The 17304-nt window shown below is 57.2% G+C and carries 18 protein-coding genes; 15 read left to right on the top strand and 3 right to left on the bottom strand.

Annotated elements, in window-relative coordinates; translation table 11 throughout:
* The first annotated feature begins 6 nt into the window (after positions 1–6).
* From ddpX to HBA26_RS00150, 6 genes are read left to right on the top strand one after another with little or no spacing between them, the layout of a single operon-like run.
* Complete coding sequence (gene ddpX / locus HBA26_RS00175; RefSeq protein WP_126345512.1) at positions 7–582, top strand: D-alanyl-D-alanine dipeptidase; 576 nt, start codon at positions 7–9, stop codon at positions 580–582.
* A 14-nt stretch (positions 583–596) separates the two neighbouring features.
* Positions 597–2129, top strand: coding sequence for an ABC transporter substrate-binding protein (locus tag HBA26_RS00170; RefSeq protein WP_041909887.1), 1533 nt, complete (start codon positions 597–599; stop codon positions 2127–2129).
* Positions 2130–2152: 23 nt separating this feature from the next.
* Complete coding sequence (locus HBA26_RS00165; RefSeq protein WP_041909885.1) at positions 2153–3175, top strand: ABC transporter permease; 1023 nt, start codon at positions 2153–2155, stop codon at positions 3173–3175.
* Positions 3172–4065 carry a D,D-dipeptide ABC transporter permease gene (gene ddpC / locus HBA26_RS00160; RefSeq protein ID WP_041909883.1) on the top strand — a complete coding sequence of 298 codons (894 nt, stop codon included), beginning with the start codon at positions 3172–3174 and terminating at the stop codon, positions 4063–4065. Before HBA26_RS00165 ends, ddpC begins: the two co-directional genes overlap by 4 nt.
* The gene (locus HBA26_RS00155) at positions 4065–5051 is read left to right on the top strand and encodes an ABC transporter ATP-binding protein (RefSeq protein ID WP_041909881.1); all 987 of its coding nucleotides are present in this window, start codon (positions 4065–4067) and stop codon (positions 5049–5051) included. The genes ddpC and HBA26_RS00155 overlap by 1 nt, the downstream gene beginning before the upstream one ends.
* The gene (locus HBA26_RS00150; RefSeq protein ID WP_047368600.1) at positions 5044–5973 is read left to right on the top strand and encodes an ABC transporter ATP-binding protein; all 930 of its coding nucleotides are present in this window, start codon (positions 5044–5046) and stop codon (positions 5971–5973) included. The genes HBA26_RS00155 and HBA26_RS00150 overlap by 8 nt, the downstream gene beginning before the upstream one ends.
* Here HBA26_RS00150 and HBA26_RS00145 read toward each other — a convergent pair.
* On the bottom strand, positions 5970–6719 hold the full coding sequence (locus HBA26_RS00145; RefSeq protein WP_063154160.1) for an SDR family oxidoreductase: 750 nt from the start codon (positions 6717–6719) through the stop codon (positions 5970–5972). The genes HBA26_RS00150 and HBA26_RS00145 overlap by 4 nt on opposite strands.
* A 112-nt stretch (positions 6720–6831) precedes the next feature.
* On the opposite strand from HBA26_RS00145, the gene HBA26_RS00140 reads away from it, so the two are divergent.
* A complete protein-coding gene (locus HBA26_RS00140) occupies positions 6832–7737 on the top strand; it encodes a LysR family transcriptional regulator (RefSeq protein ID WP_063154162.1) in 906 nt (301 codons plus the stop codon).
* 23 nt (positions 7738–7760) lie between these two features.
* Here HBA26_RS00140 and HBA26_RS00135 read toward each other — a convergent pair whose 3' ends face one another.
* The gene (locus HBA26_RS00135) at positions 7761–8189 is read right to left on the bottom strand and encodes an OsmC family protein (protein WP_028013230.1); all 429 of its coding nucleotides are present in this window, start codon (positions 8187–8189) and stop codon (positions 7761–7763) included.
* A 115-nt stretch (positions 8190–8304) separates the two neighbouring features.
* On the opposite strand from HBA26_RS00135, the gene HBA26_RS00130 reads away from it, so the two are divergent.
* Positions 8305–9264 carry a hypothetical protein gene (locus tag HBA26_RS00130; protein WP_048958278.1) on the top strand — a complete coding sequence of 320 codons (960 nt, stop codon included), beginning with the start codon at positions 8305–8307 and terminating at the stop codon, positions 9262–9264.
* 7 nt (positions 9265–9271) lie between these two features.
* On the opposite strand, the gene HBA26_RS00125 is transcribed toward HBA26_RS00130, so the two are convergent.
* Positions 9272–10147: a LysR family transcriptional regulator gene (locus HBA26_RS00125; RefSeq protein WP_047365094.1), complete on the bottom strand. Its 876-nt coding sequence runs from the start codon at positions 10145–10147 to the stop codon at positions 9272–9274.
* 110 nt (positions 10148–10257) lie between these two features.
* Between HBA26_RS00125 and HBA26_RS00120 the strand changes: the two genes are divergently transcribed.
* From HBA26_RS00120 to HBA26_RS00090, 7 genes are all read left to right on the top strand, one after another.
* The gene (locus HBA26_RS00120; RefSeq protein ID WP_063154164.1) at positions 10258–11109 is read left to right on the top strand and encodes a Vmh family MBL fold metallo-hydrolase; all 852 of its coding nucleotides are present in this window, start codon (positions 10258–10260) and stop codon (positions 11107–11109) included.
* A 232-nt stretch (positions 11110–11341) separates the two neighbouring features.
* Positions 11342–11557 carry a biofilm-dependent modulation protein gene (bdm, locus tag HBA26_RS00115; protein WP_023335793.1) on the top strand — a complete coding sequence of 72 codons (216 nt, stop codon included), beginning with the start codon at positions 11342–11344 and terminating at the stop codon, positions 11555–11557.
* A gap of 95 nt (positions 11558–11652) precedes the next feature.
* Positions 11653–11790, top strand: a complete 138-nt coding sequence (sra, locus tag HBA26_RS00110) for a stationary-phase-induced ribosome-associated protein (protein WP_008501714.1) — start codon at positions 11653–11655, stop codon at positions 11788–11790.
* 176 nt (positions 11791–11966) lie between these two features.
* A complete protein-coding gene (locus HBA26_RS00105; RefSeq protein ID WP_028013235.1) occupies positions 11967–13664 on the top strand; it encodes an NAD-dependent malic enzyme in 1698 nt (565 codons plus the stop codon).
* A gap of 248 nt (positions 13665–13912) precedes the next feature.
* Entirely contained in the window at positions 13913–14398 is a 486-nt protein-coding gene (locus HBA26_RS00100; protein ID WP_041909869.1) for an Hcp family type VI secretion system effector, read from the top strand.
* Positions 14395–14877 carry a DUF2778 domain-containing protein gene (locus tag HBA26_RS00095; protein ID WP_071993720.1) on the top strand — a complete coding sequence of 161 codons (483 nt, stop codon included), beginning with the start codon at positions 14395–14397 and terminating at the stop codon, positions 14875–14877. Before HBA26_RS00100 ends, HBA26_RS00095 begins: the two co-directional genes overlap by 4 nt.
* 523 nt (positions 14878–15400) lie before the next feature.
* Positions 15401–17113 (top strand): ABC-F family ATP-binding cassette domain-containing protein, encoded by a 1713-nt coding sequence (locus HBA26_RS00090; protein ID WP_126345511.1) that lies wholly within the window; start codon positions 15401–15403, stop codon positions 17111–17113.
* The last annotated feature ends 191 nt before the right edge of the window (positions 17114–17304 follow it).

Genomic DNA, 17304 nt, shown 5'->3' with positions numbered 1-17304 from the left:
GGAGCTATGCCCGATGAGAGTGAACTGATTAACGTGGCGAAGACGTTTCCCTCGCTGCATATCGATCTGAAGTACGCCACCGCCGACAACATCACCGGCAGGCCGATCTATCAGGAGGCGCTGTGCCTGCTGCATACCGACGCCGCCACCGCGCTGGCAAAAGCCATCAGCATTGCCGCCCTGGCCGGGCTGAAGCTGGTGGTGTATGACGCCTACCGGCCGCAGCAGGCGCAGGCCCAGCTGTGGGACGCCTGCCCGAACCCGGAGTATGTGGTCGACGTGGCAATTGGCTCCAATCACAGCCGCGGTACGGCCATCGACGTCACGCTGATGGACGAGCATAACAGCGTGCTGGATATGGGCGCCGGTTTTGACGAAATGCATGACCGTTCGCATCCCTATCACCCTTCCGTACCCCCGCACGCCCAGCGTAACCGTCTGCTGCTGAACGCCATCATGTTCGGCGGCGGTTTCGTGGGGATTAGCAGCGAATGGTGGCACTTCGAACTGCCGAACGCCGCCAGCTACCCGCTGCTTGATGACCGTTTTGCCTGTTTTCCCCTGACGCACACCTCTCTTTAACCTGGAGCACTGCCATGAAAACATCGCTTCTCACGACTCTGATTGCCGCCACGCTGGCGTTGAGCGCCCCGCTGGCGCTGGCCGCCGTCCCGAAAGACATGCTGGCGATCGGTAAAGCCGCCGACCCGCAAACGCTCGACCCTGCCATCACCATCGATAACAACGACTGGACCGTCACCTATCCGTCCTACCAGCGTCTGGTCAAGTACAAGCCCGGCTCAACCGAGGTGGAGGGCGATCTGTCGACGGGCTGGAAGGCGTCCGACGACCAGAAAGAGTGGACCTTTACCCTGGCGGATAACGCCAAATTCTCCGACGGCACGCCGGTCACCGCCGAAGCGGTCAAACTCTCCTTTGAGCGCCTGCTGAAGCTCGGCCAGGGGCCGTCTGAAGCCTTTCCGAAAGATCTGAAAATTGATGCCGTCGATGACCACACGGTGAAATTCACCCTCAGCCAGCCGTTCGCGCCTTTCCTCTACACGCTGGCAAACGACGGGGCGTCCATCATTAACCCGGCGGTGCTGAAGGCCAATGCCGCGGACGACGCGCGCGGTTTTCTGGCGCAAAACACCGCCGGTTCCGGGCCGTTTATGCTGAAGAGCTGGCAGAAAGGCCAGCAGCTGATCCTGGTGCCGAACCCTCACTGGCCGGGCGACAAGCCGCACTTTAAGCGCGTCTCGGTGAAAATTATCGGCGAGAGCGCTTCGCGCCGACTGCAGCTTTCCCGCGGCGATCTGGACATTGCCGACTCCCTGCCGGTCGATCAGCTTGCGGCCCTGAAGCAGGAAGGCAAAGTCGCCGTCGCGGAATACCCCTCCCTGCGCGTGACCTATCTCTATCTCAACAATAGCAAAGCGCCGCTCAATCAGGTGGATTTACGCCGGGCCATCTCCTGGGCGACGGACTATCAGGGAATGGTAAAAGGCATCCTGAGCGGCAACGGCAAGCAGATGCGCGGCCCGATCCCGGAAGGCATGTGGGGCTTTGACGCCGCGGCAATGCAGTACAGCTTCGACGAGGCCAAAGCCAAAGCGGCGCTGGAGAAGGTCAAAGACAAACCCGCCAGCCTGACCTTCCTTTACTCGGACAACGATCCGAACTGGGAGCCTATCGCCCTCTCCACTCAGGCGAGCCTTGGCAAGATCGGCATTAACGTCAAGCTGGAAAAACTGGCCAATGCCACCATGCGCGACCGCGTCGGCAAAGGCGATTACGACATTGCCATCGGCAACTGGAGCCCGGACTTTGCCGACCCGTACATGTTCATGAACTACTGGTTCGAATCGGACAAAAAAGGGCTGCCGGGCAACCGCTCGTTCTATGAGAACAAAGAGGTGGATTCGCTGCTGCAGGCCGCGCTGAAAACCACCGACCAGGCGGAACGCACCAAAGATTACCAGCAGGCGCAAAAGGTGGTGATTGACGAAGCGGCCTACGTCTATCTGTTCCAGAAGAACTACCAGCTGGCGATGAACAAAGAGGTCAAAGGCTTCACCTTTAATCCGATGCTCGAGCAGGTGTTCAACATCGCCACCATGAGTAAATAACGGTTCTCGCCGGGGGAAAGCGTATGACGTTCTGGAGCATCGTGCGCCAGCGCTGCTGGGGGTTACTCCTGGTGGTGGCCGGTGTCTGTATTATTACCTTTATTATTTCACACATGATCCCCGGCGACCCGGCGCGTTTGCTGGCGGGCGATCGCGCCAGCGACGAAATCGTGCAGAACATTCGCCAGCAGCTGGGGCTGGATCGGCCGCTGTATGTGCAGTTTGGCCGCTACGTGGACGCCCTGGCCCACGGTGATTTAGGCACATCCATCCGTACCGGACGCCCGGTTGCGGAAGACCTGAAGGCCTTTTTCCCCGCCACGCTGGAGCTGGCCTTTTGTTCTTTGCTGCTGGCGCTGGTTATCGGCGTGCCGCTGGGGATTTTGTCGGCGGTGTACCGCAACCGCTGGCTGGATCACCTGGTGCGTTTAATGGCGATGACCGGGATTTCCACGCCTGCATTCTGGCTTGGGCTGGGCGTGATTGTCCTGTTCTACGGGCATCTGCAGATTCTGCCGGGCGGCGGCAGGCTGGACGACTGGCTCGATCCGCCGACGCACGTCACCGGGTTTTATCTGCTGGACGCCCTGCTGGAAGGCAACGGTGAAGTCTTTTTCAACGCGCTGCAGCACCTGATTTTACCCTCGCTGACGCTGGCGTTTGTTCACCTGGGCATCGTGGCGCGCCAGGTGCGCTCGGCGATGCTGGAGCAGCTTAGCGAGGACTACATCCGCACCGCACGCGCCAGCGGGCTGCCCGGCTGGTACATCGTCCTGCGCTACGCCCTGCCGAATGCGATGATCCCGTCCATTACCGTGCTCGGACTGGCGCTGGGCGACCTGCTTTACGGCGCCGTCCTGACCGAAACCGTCTTTGCCTGGCCGGGTATGGGCGCCTGGGTGGTGACGTCCATTCAGGCTCTGGACTTCCCGGCGGTGATGGGCTTTGCCGTCGTCGTTTCGCTGGCCTACGTGCTGGTTAATCTGGTGGTCGATCTGCTTTACCTGTGGATTGACCCGCGAATCGGGCGCGGAGGTGCCGAATGATGTTAACGCAGGAAACACCCGTCCCGGTGAAAACCGCCAGACAACGCATCAACTGGGCAAAGCTGTTCTGGATGCTGCGCCAAAGCCCGCTCACGATTGTCGGCGGCGTCATTATGATCGCGATGCTTTTGCTGATGGTGACCTCGCCGTGGATAGTGCCGCATGACCCGAACGCGCTGGATCTCACCGCCCGCCTGCAGGCCCCTTCTGCGCAACACTGGTTTGGCACCGATGAGGTGGGACGCGACCTGTTCAGCCGCGTGCTGACGGGCAGCCAGCAGTCGATTACCGCCGGGCTGGCGGTGGTGGTGATTGCGGGCGGCATTGGCTCGCTCCTGGGCTGTTTGTCCGGCGTCCTGGGCGGGCGCGGCGACGCCGTCATCATGCGGGTGATGGACATTATGCTCTCCATTCCTTCTCTGGTGCTGACCATGGCGCTGGCCGCCGCGCTCGGTCCGAGCCTGTTTAACGCCATGCTGGCGATTGCGATTGTCCGCATACCGTTCTACGTGCGGCTGGCGCGCGGGCAAACCCTGGTGGTGCGTCAGTTCACCTACGTGCAGGCTGCCCGCACCTTTGGCGCCTCCCGCTGGCATTTGATCCGCTGGCATATCCTGCGCAACGCCCTGCCGCCGCTGATCGTGCAGGCATCGCTGGATATCGGCAGCGCCATTCTGATGGCCGCCACGCTGGGGTTTATTGGCCTTGGCGCGCAGCAGCCCACCGCCGAATGGGGCGCGATGGTGGCCGTGGGCCGTAACTACGTCCTGGACCAGTGGTGGTACTGCGCCTTTCCCGGTGCGGCAATTTTGATTACCGCCGTGGGCTTTAATCTGTTTGGCGACGGTATCCGCGATCTGCTGGATCCGAAGTCAGGAGGCAAACAGTAATGACCGAACCGGTACTCAATATTGAAGACCTGCATCTGAGCTTCCCGGTTTTTCGCGGGGAGGTTCATGCGCTGAACCACGTTTCGCTTGAGATCGGCAGGGGCGAAATTGTCGGCGTGGTGGGCGAATCAGGGTCGGGCAAATCCGTTACCGCCATGCTCGCCATGCGCCTGCTGCCAGAGGGCAGCTACCGTATTCATCACGGTCAGGTGAGATTACTCGGTGAAAACGTCCTGACGGCGTCCGAGAAACAGCTTCGCCAGTGGCGCGGCGCTAAAGTGGCGATGATTTTTCAGGAGCCCATGACCGCCCTCAACCCGACGCGGCGGATTGGTAAACAGATGGTGGAGGTGATCCGCCAGCATCAGCCGCTTTCCCGGCGCGAGGCGCAGCAGAAGGCGATCGCCCTGCTGGAAGAGATGCAAATTCCGGACGCGAAGGAGGTCATGGCGCGTTATCCGTTTGAACTCTCCGGCGGCATGCGCCAGCGGGTGATGATCGCCCTTGCCTTCTCCTGCGAGCCGGAGCTGATCATCGCCGACGAGCCGACCACCGCGCTGGACGTGACCGTCCAGCTCCAGGTGCTGCGCTTACTGAAGCATAAGGCGAAGGCCAGCGGCACCTCGGTGCTGTTTATCAGCCATGATATGGCCGTAGTGTCCCAGCTCTGCGACAGAATGTACGTAATGTACGCGGGCAGCGTGATAGAAAGCGGTGCCACGCAAACGCTGATCCACCGCCCTGTGCATCCCTATTCTATCGGCCTGCTGCGGTGCGCGCCGGAAAACGGCCAGCCGCGCGACCTGCTTCCCGCCATTCCCGGAACGGTGCCTAACCTCAGCCAGCTTCCGCAGGGGTGCGCGTTCCGCGAGCGCTGCTTTGCCGCGGGGGCAAAATGCAGCGAAACGCCGCGCCTGCAGCCGCATGGCGCAGAGGGCCAACTGGCTGCCTGCTGGTATCCACAACGGGAGAAACACCATGTCTGATGTACTGCTGGAACTGGATAGCGTGCACGTGAACTTTGCGGCGCGCAAAAACTGGCTGGGCCGCGTGACGGAACGGGTCCATGCGCTCAACGGGCTGGATCTCCAGATCCGTCGGGGCGAAACGCTGGGCGTTGTCGGGGAATCCGGCTGTGGGAAAAGCACGCTGGCGCAGCTGTTGATGGGGATGCTTAAACCCAGCACCGGCGCATGCCAGCGTGCCCACCATGCCGGCGGCATGCAGATGGTGTTTCAGGATCCGCTCTCCTCGCTCGACCCGCGATTGCCGGTCTGGCGCATCATTACCGAGCCGGTGTGGGTGCAAAAACGCAGCAGCGAGCGCGAACGCCGCCAGCTGGCGGCGGATCTGGCGCTGCAGGTGGGCATTCGCCCGGAATATCTTGACCGCCTTCCACACGCCTTCTCCGGTGGGCAGCGCCAGCGCATTGCCATCGCCCGGGCGCTTTCGTCCGACCCGGATATCATCGTGCTTGATGAACCCACCAGCGCGCTGGATATCTCCGTGCAGGCGCAAATCCTCAACCTGCTGGTGACGCTACAGCAGCAGCGTAATCTGACATACGTACTGATCTCGCATAACGTCTCGGTAGTCAGACACATGAGCGACCGCGTGGCGGTGATGTATCTCGGACAGATTGTGGAGCTGGGCAGCGCCGCGCAGGTACTTGGCGAACCGCGCCACCCCTATACCCGCCTGCTGCTCGATTCGGTTCCCCGCACCGGAGAGCCGCTGGATGAAACGCTGGCGTTACGCAAAACGGAGCTTCCCGGCAACCGTCACCTGCCAGAAGGCTGTTTTTTCCGCGACCGCTGTCCGATGGCCGCGCAGGGGTGCGAACGTCCTCAGCCGCTACAGCCCTCTCGCGAGGGCCGTCACGTTCGCTGCTGGCGCAGCCTGGGTTAAATTTGCGCCATCCCGCCGTCCACAAACAGCTCGGTGGCGTTGATAAAGCTGGCCGCGTCGGAGGCCAGAAACGCCACCGCTTTACCCACCTCGCCCGGCGCACCTAAACGTCCGAGCGGCACCTGCGCGGCCAGCGCGTCGTACAGCCCCTGGCGGTGTTCTTCGGGCACCAGATCCCCTAAACCAGGCGTTTTGATCGGACCCGGGCTGACGACATTGACGCGGATCCCACGGCCCTGCAAATCCAGCGCCCAGGAGCGGGCAAAGTTACGCACCGCGGCCTTACTGGCGCTGTAGACGCTGAAGTTGGCCGTCCCCTTAATCGACACCGTCGAGCCGGTCAGAACGATCGACGAGCCGGTTGATAACAGCGGCAGCGCCTTCTGCACCGTGAACAGCACCCCGCGAACGTTGGTGCCAAAAATCCGGTCAAACTGTTCTTCGGTGATCGCGCCCAGCGGCAGCATATCGCCGCCACCCGCATTGGCGAACAGAATATCGAGACGGCCTTCTTCTTTTGCTATCCGGGCATAAACCGCATCCAGGTCGGCAAGCTTAGAGACGTCCGCGCGAATGCCCACTGCGTCAGAAGTAATCACTGCCACCGCGGCGTCAAGTTCGGCCTGACGACGCCCGGTGATGTATACCTTCGCGCCCTGTGCCGCCAGCTCCTGCGCCGTGGCAAGACCAATACCGGTGCTGCCGCCGGTGACCAGTGCAATTTTTCCTGAGAGAGTCGTGTTCATGTCATTTACCTTTTTGTGTTTGCGTTGGACAGACTTTATCCCTTGCGACATTTATGAAAAATGGGCAAAAATGAAAATGACTATTCACCTATGGAAATAATCAGAGGTCATCATGGATCAGCTAATGGCGATGCGCGCCTTCACGCGGGTGGTGGAATCCGGCAGTTTTACCCGCGCGGCGGACTCGCTGAATATGCCGATCGCCACGCTGAGCAAACTGGTTAAATCCCTTGAGGCGCACCTGGCGATACGTCTCCTTCACCGGACGACTCGTCGGGTGGTCACGACGCCTGAAGGGCTGGAATACTATGAAAAAGCGCGCCGGGTGCTGATTGATATCGAAGATATCGACACCTCGTTTCGCGTTTCCCGCGCGACGCCCAAGGGACATTTGCGGGTTGACGTGGGCGGTTCCACCGCACGGGACGTGCTCATCCCCCTGCTGCCGGATTTTATGCAGCGCTACCCGGATATCCGTATCGATCTTGGCGTGGCCGATCGTCCGGTCGATCTTATCAGCGGTAACGTAGACTGCGTGATCCGCGGCGGCCCGCTGAACGATTCAACGCTTATCGCCCGTCATCTCGGTGACGCTCAGATGGCCACCTGCGCGACGCCGGGTTACCTTAAAAACCACGGCGTTCCGGCTTATCCGCAGGAGCTGCGCAACGGCCACAAGCTTGTTAGTTATCTCTCTCCCGTCACCGGGCGGCCGTTTCCGTTTCGCTTCCGGCAGAACGGCGAGGCGCTGGAAATCACTCTTCCGCACTATCTCGGCGTCAATGAAAGTAACGCTCATCTGGCGGCTGCCGCGGCGGGTCTGGGGATCGTTCAAACCTTTGAGTATTCAGCAAAGACCTATTTGCAGACGGGAGCGCTGGTGGCGATTCTGGGTGACTGGCAGCCTGCCGCGTACCCGTTTCACGTGGTCTACCCGCAGAACCGGCATTTAACGCACAGACTGAAGGTGTTTATCGCCTGGCTGGCGGAGGTGTTCCCCGCCGCGCTGAAGGGATAGCCGGGCGCAAACCCGGCGGGAAGTTAATTTAGCTTATAGTCCAGGGTGATCTCGGCTTTCAGAAGCTGTGACACCGGACAGCCCGCTTTGGCTTTCTGAATAATGCCGTCAAACTGCTGTGGCGCAATGCCCGGAACGGTGACCTTACTTTGCAGCGCAACCTTAGTGATGGCAAAGCCGCCGTCGGTTTTATCCAGAGAGACGTCCGCGGTCGTATCAATCGAATCAGCGGTATAGCCCGCTTCACCCAGCATCAGCGACAGGGCCATGGAAAAACAAGCCGCATGTGCCGCGCCGATCAGCTCTTCCGGGTTGGTCCCCTTTTCACCCTCAAAGCGGGTGTTAAAGCCGTAAGGCTGTTGGTTGAGAACGCCGCTCTCGGTGGAAACCGTTCCTTTCCCGCGCTTAATGTCGCCAGACCAGTGTGCCGAACCGTGCTTATGAATCGTCATTCTTGCTCTCCTTTTGGCTTACAAAGGGTTAAGTATAGACTACGCATCTGACACGCCCTGGAACACAGACGATTCCGTGTCTTTCACCTGCTGTACCGACAACAAGGATAATGATATGACGCTAAAAATCAGGATGGCCGTCGCGGTAGCCACGCTGGCTCTCTCTCTTTCTTCACTGGCCAAAACGCCGGAAAACTTTATCTATACCAGCTCAGGCGATCTCGACGCGGCGCTCCCGCTGGTTGCGCGTGGCGACATCGGCGGCGTGCAGATCGTGTACAACTGGCGCCAGCTTGAACCCGAGAAGGACAGCTATGACTTCTCGCGGATTGAGCAGGATCTGGCGCGTCTTAAGGCCGCCCGGAAAAAACTCTTTATTCAGATCCAGGATCGTTTCTTTGAGCCGGACGCCCGCTACGTCCCGGACTATCTGATGCACGATAAGCAATACAGCGGCGGAATTGCGCCGCAGTTTGATAACCCCGGCGAGGGCAAGCCTGTCGGCGCGGGATGGGTAGCGCGTCAGTGGGACCCCACGGTGCGCCAGCGCTACCAGGCACTGCTGGCAGCGCTCGCAAAACGCTTTGATGGCGAGGTGTATGGCGTAAACCTGCCTGAAACCGCGATTGATATTGACGAGAAAAATCCGCCAGCGGGCTTCACCTGCGATAGCTATTTCGCGGGTGAGATGGAAAATCTGGCCTTTGCGCGCAAGGTTTTTCAGAAATCACATGTGGTGCAGTACGTGAACTTCTGGCCGTGCGAGTGGGATAACGACCACAACTATATGGGACGTCTTTTTGCGTATGCCAGCGCCAACAATATCGGCCTGGGCGGGCCGGACATTGTGCCCAACCGCAAGGCGCACATGAAGAATGCCTATCCCTTCTTCCATAAAAATAAACAGGCGCTGCCGCTCATCGCCATGGCGGTTCAGGAGCCGACTCTGACCTATAAGGATCCTCAGACCGGAAAACCGTTCACCAAAGCCGAGTTTGTCCGCTTCGGCGAAAATTATCTCGGAGCCGATATTATTTTCTGGAGCACGGCCTCTCCCTGGCTAAAGGCAAAATAATCGCCCCTCAGGCAAGGTGGCGGGACAGTTCGTCAAGAAACACGCGCAGCGCGGCAGGCTGGTATTCCCGTGACTGATAAATGCCGTGGATGGCAAGCGGTTTCGGCTCCAGCGACGCCAGTACCGGCACCAGTAATCCCTGCTCAAGCGCGGCGCGCGCTTCGCGCTCCGGCAGCATGGCGATGCCGCAGTGCTCGATCGCCGCGTTCATTAGCAGTGAAGAGATACTGGCGCTCAGGTTGCCGCTGACGGCCACGCTCAGGCTTTCGCCTTCCGGCGTCAGGAAGTGCCAGGACTGCCCCGCAAAAAAGCTGTAGTGCAGGCAGTTATGCTGCGCCAGCTCTTCGGGGCTGACGGGCGTGCCGTGCTGTGCCAGATACGCCGGCGAGGCGCAGAGCACCGATCGACACTCCCCCAGCCGGCGGGCGATCATGCCGGGCTCCGGGTTATCGGTAATGCGCACCGCGACGTCAATGCGCTCTCCCACCAGGCTGACCGGATGGTTGTTCACGTCCAGCTCGATGCGCAGCTGCGGATAGCGCGAGAGCAGGCCGGGCAGGACCGGCGCAATCAGGTGCATGGCGGTAAAGTGCGCGCAGGCTACCCGCAGCGTGCCGGACGGCAGATCTTTTTCCGACTGACCTTCGATTTCCTGCGAGATCTGCGAGAGCGTCCGCGTTTTTTGCAGCACCTTTTCCCCTGCCGCCGTCAGCGTCAGCTTGCGCGTGGAGCGGTTTACCAGCCGCGTCCCCGCCCACTTCTCCATTTGTTCAAGGTAACGGCTCACCATCGGCCGGGAAATGCCCAGCGCGCGGGCCGCCGCGCTCAGGCTTCCCAGCTCGCATATCCGGTTATAGACCTGAGCGGCAATAACGCGATCCATATAAGCTCCATCTGCTCGATTTATGAAACTAAGCATGTCTTGTTTCAGGAATTCTGGCAAATGAGAATATCCGTACAATAGAGACATTCCTGAACAACAGAGACAACAGCATGAAACTCACTCATATTGCCCTGCTTTCCACTCTTTTCGCTCCGGCCGTTTTTGCCGCGCCGTTGACGATTGATACCTATAACCCGCAGGATAAAGGCATTTTCGCGGTCTCCTCCACGCTCGTTTCCGGCCCGAAAGAGGCGGTGCTGTTTGACGCGCAGTTCAGCGTGAAGGATGGCGAAGCGCTGGTAGAGAAAATTCGCCGCAGCGGTAAAACGCTGAATAAGATTGTGATCACCTCCGGCGATCCGGATTTCTATTTTGGCCTGCAGCCGCTGGTGAAGGCCTTCCCGAATGCCAAAGTGGTGGCCACGCAGCAGGTGGTTGACCATATTAAGGCCACCAAAGACGCCAAGCTCGCCTTCTGGGGCCCGCAGATGAAAGACGGCGCGCCAACGGAACTGGTGGTGCCGCAGGTGCTCGCCTCCACCACCTTTATGATTGACGGGGAAAAGGTCGATATCGAGCAGCCGGACAGCTATGCGGCCTACGTGTGGATCCCGTCCGAGAAAACAATCCTCGGCGGCACCGGGGTCTCCTGGGGGATTCACGTTTGGACGGCTGATACCCAGACGCCGGCTCGCCGTCAGCAGTGGCAGCAGACCCTGGACAACATGGCCGCGCACAAGCCGGAACGCGTGATACCGGGCCACTACCTGGGCACGCCACCGTCCGGAACCGGGGCTATTGATTTTACCCGTGGCTATCTGCAGCATTTTGAACAGGCGTTGTCAGCACATAAAAACTCTGCGGGCGTCATCGGTGCACTGAAAAAACAGTATCCGGGTCTGGCAGAAGAGAGCTCTCTGGAATTAAGCGCCAAAGTGAATACTGGCGAAATGAAGTGGTAATTTAAAAACGGCTCCTGCTATATTCCCGCGATAGCAGGAGCACCGCCATAATATCCGCACTGCCTCACGCCAATATATCCCTCCGTTTTAAAAGCACATAAAAGCATGCACTTATGTCATTTTTATTTCTAAGATGAATCTGAGACACAACTGGGGAAATATTTGCCATTCTGTTTATGAATTAAATTTTTTGCGAGCCGTACCATTAAACTGACAACGACACGGAGGCAGCATGTTTACTTATTACCCGGCTAATACCACAGCAGCACAACCTGAACTCGTTAACGCGATTGCGCAGGGTCTTCACGCCGAGCACGGTGCTGTGACTGAAGATGACATTTTAATGGAACTGACCAAGTGGGTGGAATCCACGGATAATGACATCCTCAGTGACATCTACCAGCAGACCATTAACTACGTCGTCAGCGGGCAAAACGCACCTTTGTAAAAACCTGCTAAGCTGGATCTGCAACCTAAGGGGTTACATTTCGTTTGCGTAAGCAAACTGGTCCTTAAAACTATCAACAGGATTGAGGAGTTAATATGAAATCGAACCGTCAGGCACGCCATATTCTGGGACTGAACTACAAGCTTTCAAATCAGCGCAAAGTGGTGATTGAAGGCGACCATGAAACGCAAGTCACTCACGCCACCGGCAGAAAACGCCACGCAGGCAAGTAAGTTCCAGACTGAGATCCAGAACACCATCGGTAATCCCGATGGTGTTTTTATTTATGTGTTGCGGTAATTCATATTTAGCTCCTTTATAATACCGCCGGACCGCACCCCATCGCACAGGCCAGAAAGATGACAAACAGCAGTGTCAGGGACGGATCTTCATAAAAAGAGTGAGTGACATGGACAACAAACTGAAAAAACATCGTTCTTTATACATCCCATACGCCGGACCGGTTTTACTCGAATTCCCCCTGCTCAACAAAGGCAGCGCCTTCAGCATGGAAGAGCGCAGCAGCTTTAACCTGCTTGGCCTGCTGCCGGAAGTGGTTGAAACCATTGAAGAGCAGGCAGAGCGCGCGTGGATCCAGTATCAGGGCTTCAAAACTGAGATCGACAAACACATCTACCTGCGCAACATCCAGGACACCAACGAAACCCTCTTCTATCGCCTGGTGCAAAACCATCTCGAAGAGATGATGCCGGTGATCTACACCCCAACGGTGGGTGCGGCGTGCGAACGCTTCTCTGAAATCTACCGTCGCTCACGCGGCGTCTTTATCTCTTATCAGAACCGTCACAACATGGACGACATTCTGCAGAACGTGCCGAACCACAATATTAAAGTGATTGTGGTGACAGACGGGGAACGTATTCTTGGCCTCGGCGACCAGGGCATTGGCGGGATGGGGATCCCAATCGGTAAACTCTCTCTCTACACCGCCTGCGGCGGCATCAGCCCGGCGTACACCCTGCCGGTGGTACTGGATGTCGGCACCAACAACCAGCAACTGTTGAACGATCCGCTGTACATGGGCTGGCGTCATCCGCGCATTACCGACGACGAGTACTATCAGTTTGTCGACGATTTCATTCAGGCCGTGAAGCACCGCTGGCCGGACGTTCTGCTGCAGTTTGAAGACTTTGCGCAGAAAAACGCGATGCCGCTGCTGAACCGCTATCGCGATGAGATCTGCTCCTTTAACGACGACATCCAGGGCACCGCAGCGGTGACCGTGGGCACGCTTATCGCCGCCAGCCGCGCGGCCGGCAGCCAGCTGAGCTACCAGAAAATCGTCTTCCTGGGCGCAGGCTCTGCGGGCTGCGGCATCGCCGAGCAGATTATTGCCCAGACGCAGCGCGAAGGCTTAAGCGAAGAGCTGGCCCGCTCCCGCGTCTTTATGGTTGACCGTTTCGGCCTGCTGACCGACGGTATGCCGAACCTGCTGCCGTTCCAGACCAAGCTGGTGCAGAAGCGCGAGAACCTGAAGAACTGGGACACCGACAACGAAGTGCTCTCCCTGCTGGACGTGGTGCGCAACGTGAAGCCGGATATTCTGATCGGTGTTTCCGGGCAAACAGGTCTCTTCACCGAAGAGATTATTCGCGAGATGCACAAGCATTGCGAGCGCCCTATCGTGATGCCGCTGTCTAACCCGACTTCCCGCGTGGAAGCGACGCCGCAGGACATCATCGCCTGGACCGAAGGTAACGCACTGGTTGCCACCGGCAGCCCGTTCGATCCGGTGGTGTGGAAGGATAAAACCTATCCGATCGCCCAGTGCAACAACTCCTATATCTTCCCGGGCATTGGTCTGGGCGTGATCGCCTCCGGCGCGTCCCGCATTACCGATGAGATGCTGATGTCAGCGAGCGAAACCCTTGCGGGCTATTCGCCGCTGGTCAACAACGGAGAAGGGCTGGTGCTGCCGGAACTGAAGGACATTCACAAGGTGTCGCGCGCTATCGCGTTTGCGGTGGGTAAAATGGCGCAGCAGCAGGGCGTGGCGGTGAAAACCTCTGCCGACGCACTGCAGCAGGCTATTGATGATAACTTCTGGATGCCTGAATACCGCAGCTATCGCCGTACCTCGATTTAATTAGCTCCGACCCTTCCCTCTCCTCAAAAGGGAGAGGGAACGTGAACACCCTCCTCCCTTTATTTTCTTTGCCACTTCTACAGTATTCCCCTGACCATTATTTAAAAAATCAATATTCCGACAACAATTCATATCTCATTGAAATATAAATATTTTGCATAACATTTTTTGCCTATTAAACAGTTTCTTTTAAAGGTTTAGTAACGTTCCGCATCACTAAATTCATTAATTGAAAAAGGAGTTTTGAAATGGCAATTCCGGCTTACCTTTGGCTTAAAGATGACGGCGGCGCAGATATCAAAGGCGCTGTTGATGTACAAGATCGCGAGGGAAGTATCGAGATATTAGGGTTCGGTCATGGACTGTATCTGCCAACAGATAACATGACAGGAAAAATAACGGGTACGCGCGTTCATAGTGCGCTGGTATTTGAAAAGGAGTTTGACAGTTCTAGCCCTTACTTATACAAGGCCGTGGCAAAAGGCCAAACGCTGAAAAGTGCCGAGTTTAAGTGGTACAAGATCGACGACGCGGGTCAGGAAGTCGAATACTTCAACATGTACCTTGAGAACGTAAAAGTTGTCTCAATATGCCCCTTGATGCATGACGTAAAAAACTCGGCAATGGAAAAACATAATCATCTAGAAAATGTTTCCCTGCGTTATGAGAAAATCACGTGGCAACATTGCGACGGTAATATCATCTTTGCAGACTCATGGAATGACCGTTCATGAATCTCCTGCAATGCTATTTCCACCTCAACGGCGGTAAGTACGCAACACTGTCTGTGCCCGGAGTGGGTTTTTTCCCAGCATTTTCGGGGAATGGCAATGCAACAAATCGTCCCGAAAGCGCGTCTTTACCCGACATAGGCCCTCTCCCTCCGGGCCGATATTACATACTATTACGTGGATTAGGTGGTTGGTATACTCAAACAAAGGACAGTGTAAATGCATTTTTCACGGGTTCCAATCGGAGCGAGTGGTTTGCTTTATATCGCGATGACGGATTGATAAATGATGAGACTTTTGTGAACGGTATAAGGCGAGGAGAATTCAGATTGCACCCTATCGGACCATCTGGATTAAGTAAGGGATGTATCACGCTTTACAGTCAGAGCGATTTTAAGGTTCTGGCATCAGCCTTGCTACGAACGGGAGGGCTGCAACTGGGAAACTATATGATTGCTCATGGCGTTGTGCAGGTTTATTAATGAAAGTGATACTACTGGCACTGCTATGGTGTACGGCAGTGTTTCTTTCGTTACTCACACTATATAAAGTTATTCCACCGGAAGTGCAGTACTCTTTTGCGGAGCATTTTAAAATATATGGCGACGAATTGATCATGGATTTCGTTCTGTACCTTTTTTTAGGTGTTTCCGCATTCAGTGCGTCAGTTCTCACACTAGCCCTGTATGTTCTTATACGGAAAAAATAATTCTGGGCAGCACTGCTGCCCCTCTGTTTGGTATATGCAGGAAAACGTTGTATAGTGATAGTCACCTACAAACTCATAACATATAAGGAGGCTAATTATGCTGTATCGTGAAATTTTCAATGTTTCACATACATTTGGTGATCGCACCAGCTCAAGCGTTATCGGTATCGTGCTGCGATAACTTCTGCTTGAGCGAAGACACCAACCCCTGAAATCCCTTCTCTCGGGCTTACTGAGTTATCGTCAGCGATGTTTGACGAGGCATAAACATGCCTGTAACTCTTGGGTAAGCAACAATGAGCACTTTACTCACTGCACAATCTTTACGCGTTGATACGGCGTTTGGCACGCTCTTCGACTCACTCTCCTTTACGCTGAAAAAAGGCGACCGCATCGGCCTGCTGGGCGACAACGGCTGCGGCAAAAGTACGCTTTTAAAGGTGCTGGACGGAACAGATATCCCAGCCGCCGGAACGGTAGCGCTGGCCGGACACTGCCTGATGGCGCGCGTGGAGCAACATCTCCCGGACGCCATTTTCCCGCTGACCATGCTGGATGCCGTACTCGCGCAACTGCCTTTAGCTGAGCACGACAGCCTGCGCTGGAAAGCTGAAACGCTGCTGGCGAGCATGGGCTTCACGCCGCAGGATATGACGCTGCAATCGGCCACCCTGAGCGGCGGACAGCACACCCGCCTGCTGCTGGCGCGGGCGTTGATTCACGAGCCGGATCTGCTCCTGCTGGATGAACCCAGCAACCACCTCGATTTGCCGACCATGCTCTGGCTGGAACACTTTTTACAGAACTGGTCAGGCAGCTTCGTGCTGGTTTCGCACGACAGGCAGCTGCTGGATGCCGTCACAAACGGCAGCTGGATCCTGCGTGATAAGACGCTGCACTACTTTGCCCTTCCCTGCACGGCGGCACGTCAGGCACTGGACGCAAAAGATGAAAGCGATGCGCAGCGCCACAAGGCGGAGCAAAAGGAGATCGACCGCGTGACCGCCAGCGCAAAGCGGCTGGCGACCTGGGGTAAGGTTTACGACAACGAAGACCTGGCCCGCAAAGCCAAGCAGATGGAAAAACAGGTCGAACGACTCAAAGATAGCCAGACCGCGCTCACGGCGGGCAGTCCATGGACGCTAACCCTGCGCGGCGACGCGCTGCGGGCGGACCGTCTGCTGGAGATGGAAAACCTAAGCGTCCCGCCTGCGCCCGGGCTACCGCCGCTGTTTAACATCGAAACGGCGCGGCTGAAAAGCGGCGATCGCGTGGCAATTGTCGGTCGTAACGGCTGTGGTAAATCGTCGCTGATGAAGCTTATCTGGCGACATTTTGTGGATGAACCGACGGACAGCGGGCTGAAAATCCATCCGCGCGTCTCGCCGGGCTACTACGACCAGACGCTGCATCAGCTGCCGGATGAGGCCACGCTGCTCGACGCGCTGGAACCTTTCGCCCCCGATCCGCAGCACAGGAAGATGGCGCTCATCAGCGCCGGGTTCCCGTGGGCGAGACACGGGCAAAAAGTCAGCACGCTCAGCGGCGGCGAGCGCTCTCGCCTGCTGTTCGTCGGGCTGACGCTTGCCCGCTACAGCCTGCTGATGCTGGATGAGCCCACCAACCATCTCGACATGGAAGGCAAAGAGGCACTGGCGGAAACGCTGCAACAGTTCGAAGGCGGCGTGCTGCTGGTCAGCCACGATCGCCAGTTAATTAGCCAAAGCTGTAACCGTTTCTGGCTGATTGAGGACGGCTGGCTGAGCGAGTGGCACGATGCTGAAGCCGTGTTTGAGCGGCTGCGTGAAAGCGCGGGGCTGGGGACATCAGCCGCGCCTGTCGTCACCGCTGGCGAGGTTCAACCCTCGCCGTACGACGATCTGCTGGAGCGGCTGATCGCGCTGGAAACGCTGCTGGAAGACGATCTGGCGCGTAAGCCGAAACATCAGAAGCCGCAGCTGCAGGCGCAATGGCGTAGAGAAATTGAGGAGATTGAAGCCCAGCTGTAAATCTGCGCCCGGCGAGCGCCTCGCCGGGCCAGCATTTTCCCCCTTAATTATTAGAGGATCGCCGTATTCTTAATCTTAAATCGAATCAAATGATGACATTATGTTGCCGCAGCCTTGCATTACCAGGCTAATGTATTAATCCTTAAGGGGTACTACACCTGCTATGCAGATTCTTATCATGAACAAGGAGA

The organism is Enterobacter sp. 725m/11, assembly GCF_011683705.1.
Classification (GTDB): Bacteria; Pseudomonadota; Gammaproteobacteria; order Enterobacterales; family Enterobacteriaceae; genus Enterobacter; species Enterobacter bugandensis.
This window is presented reverse-complemented; position numbering and strand designations above follow the sequence as displayed.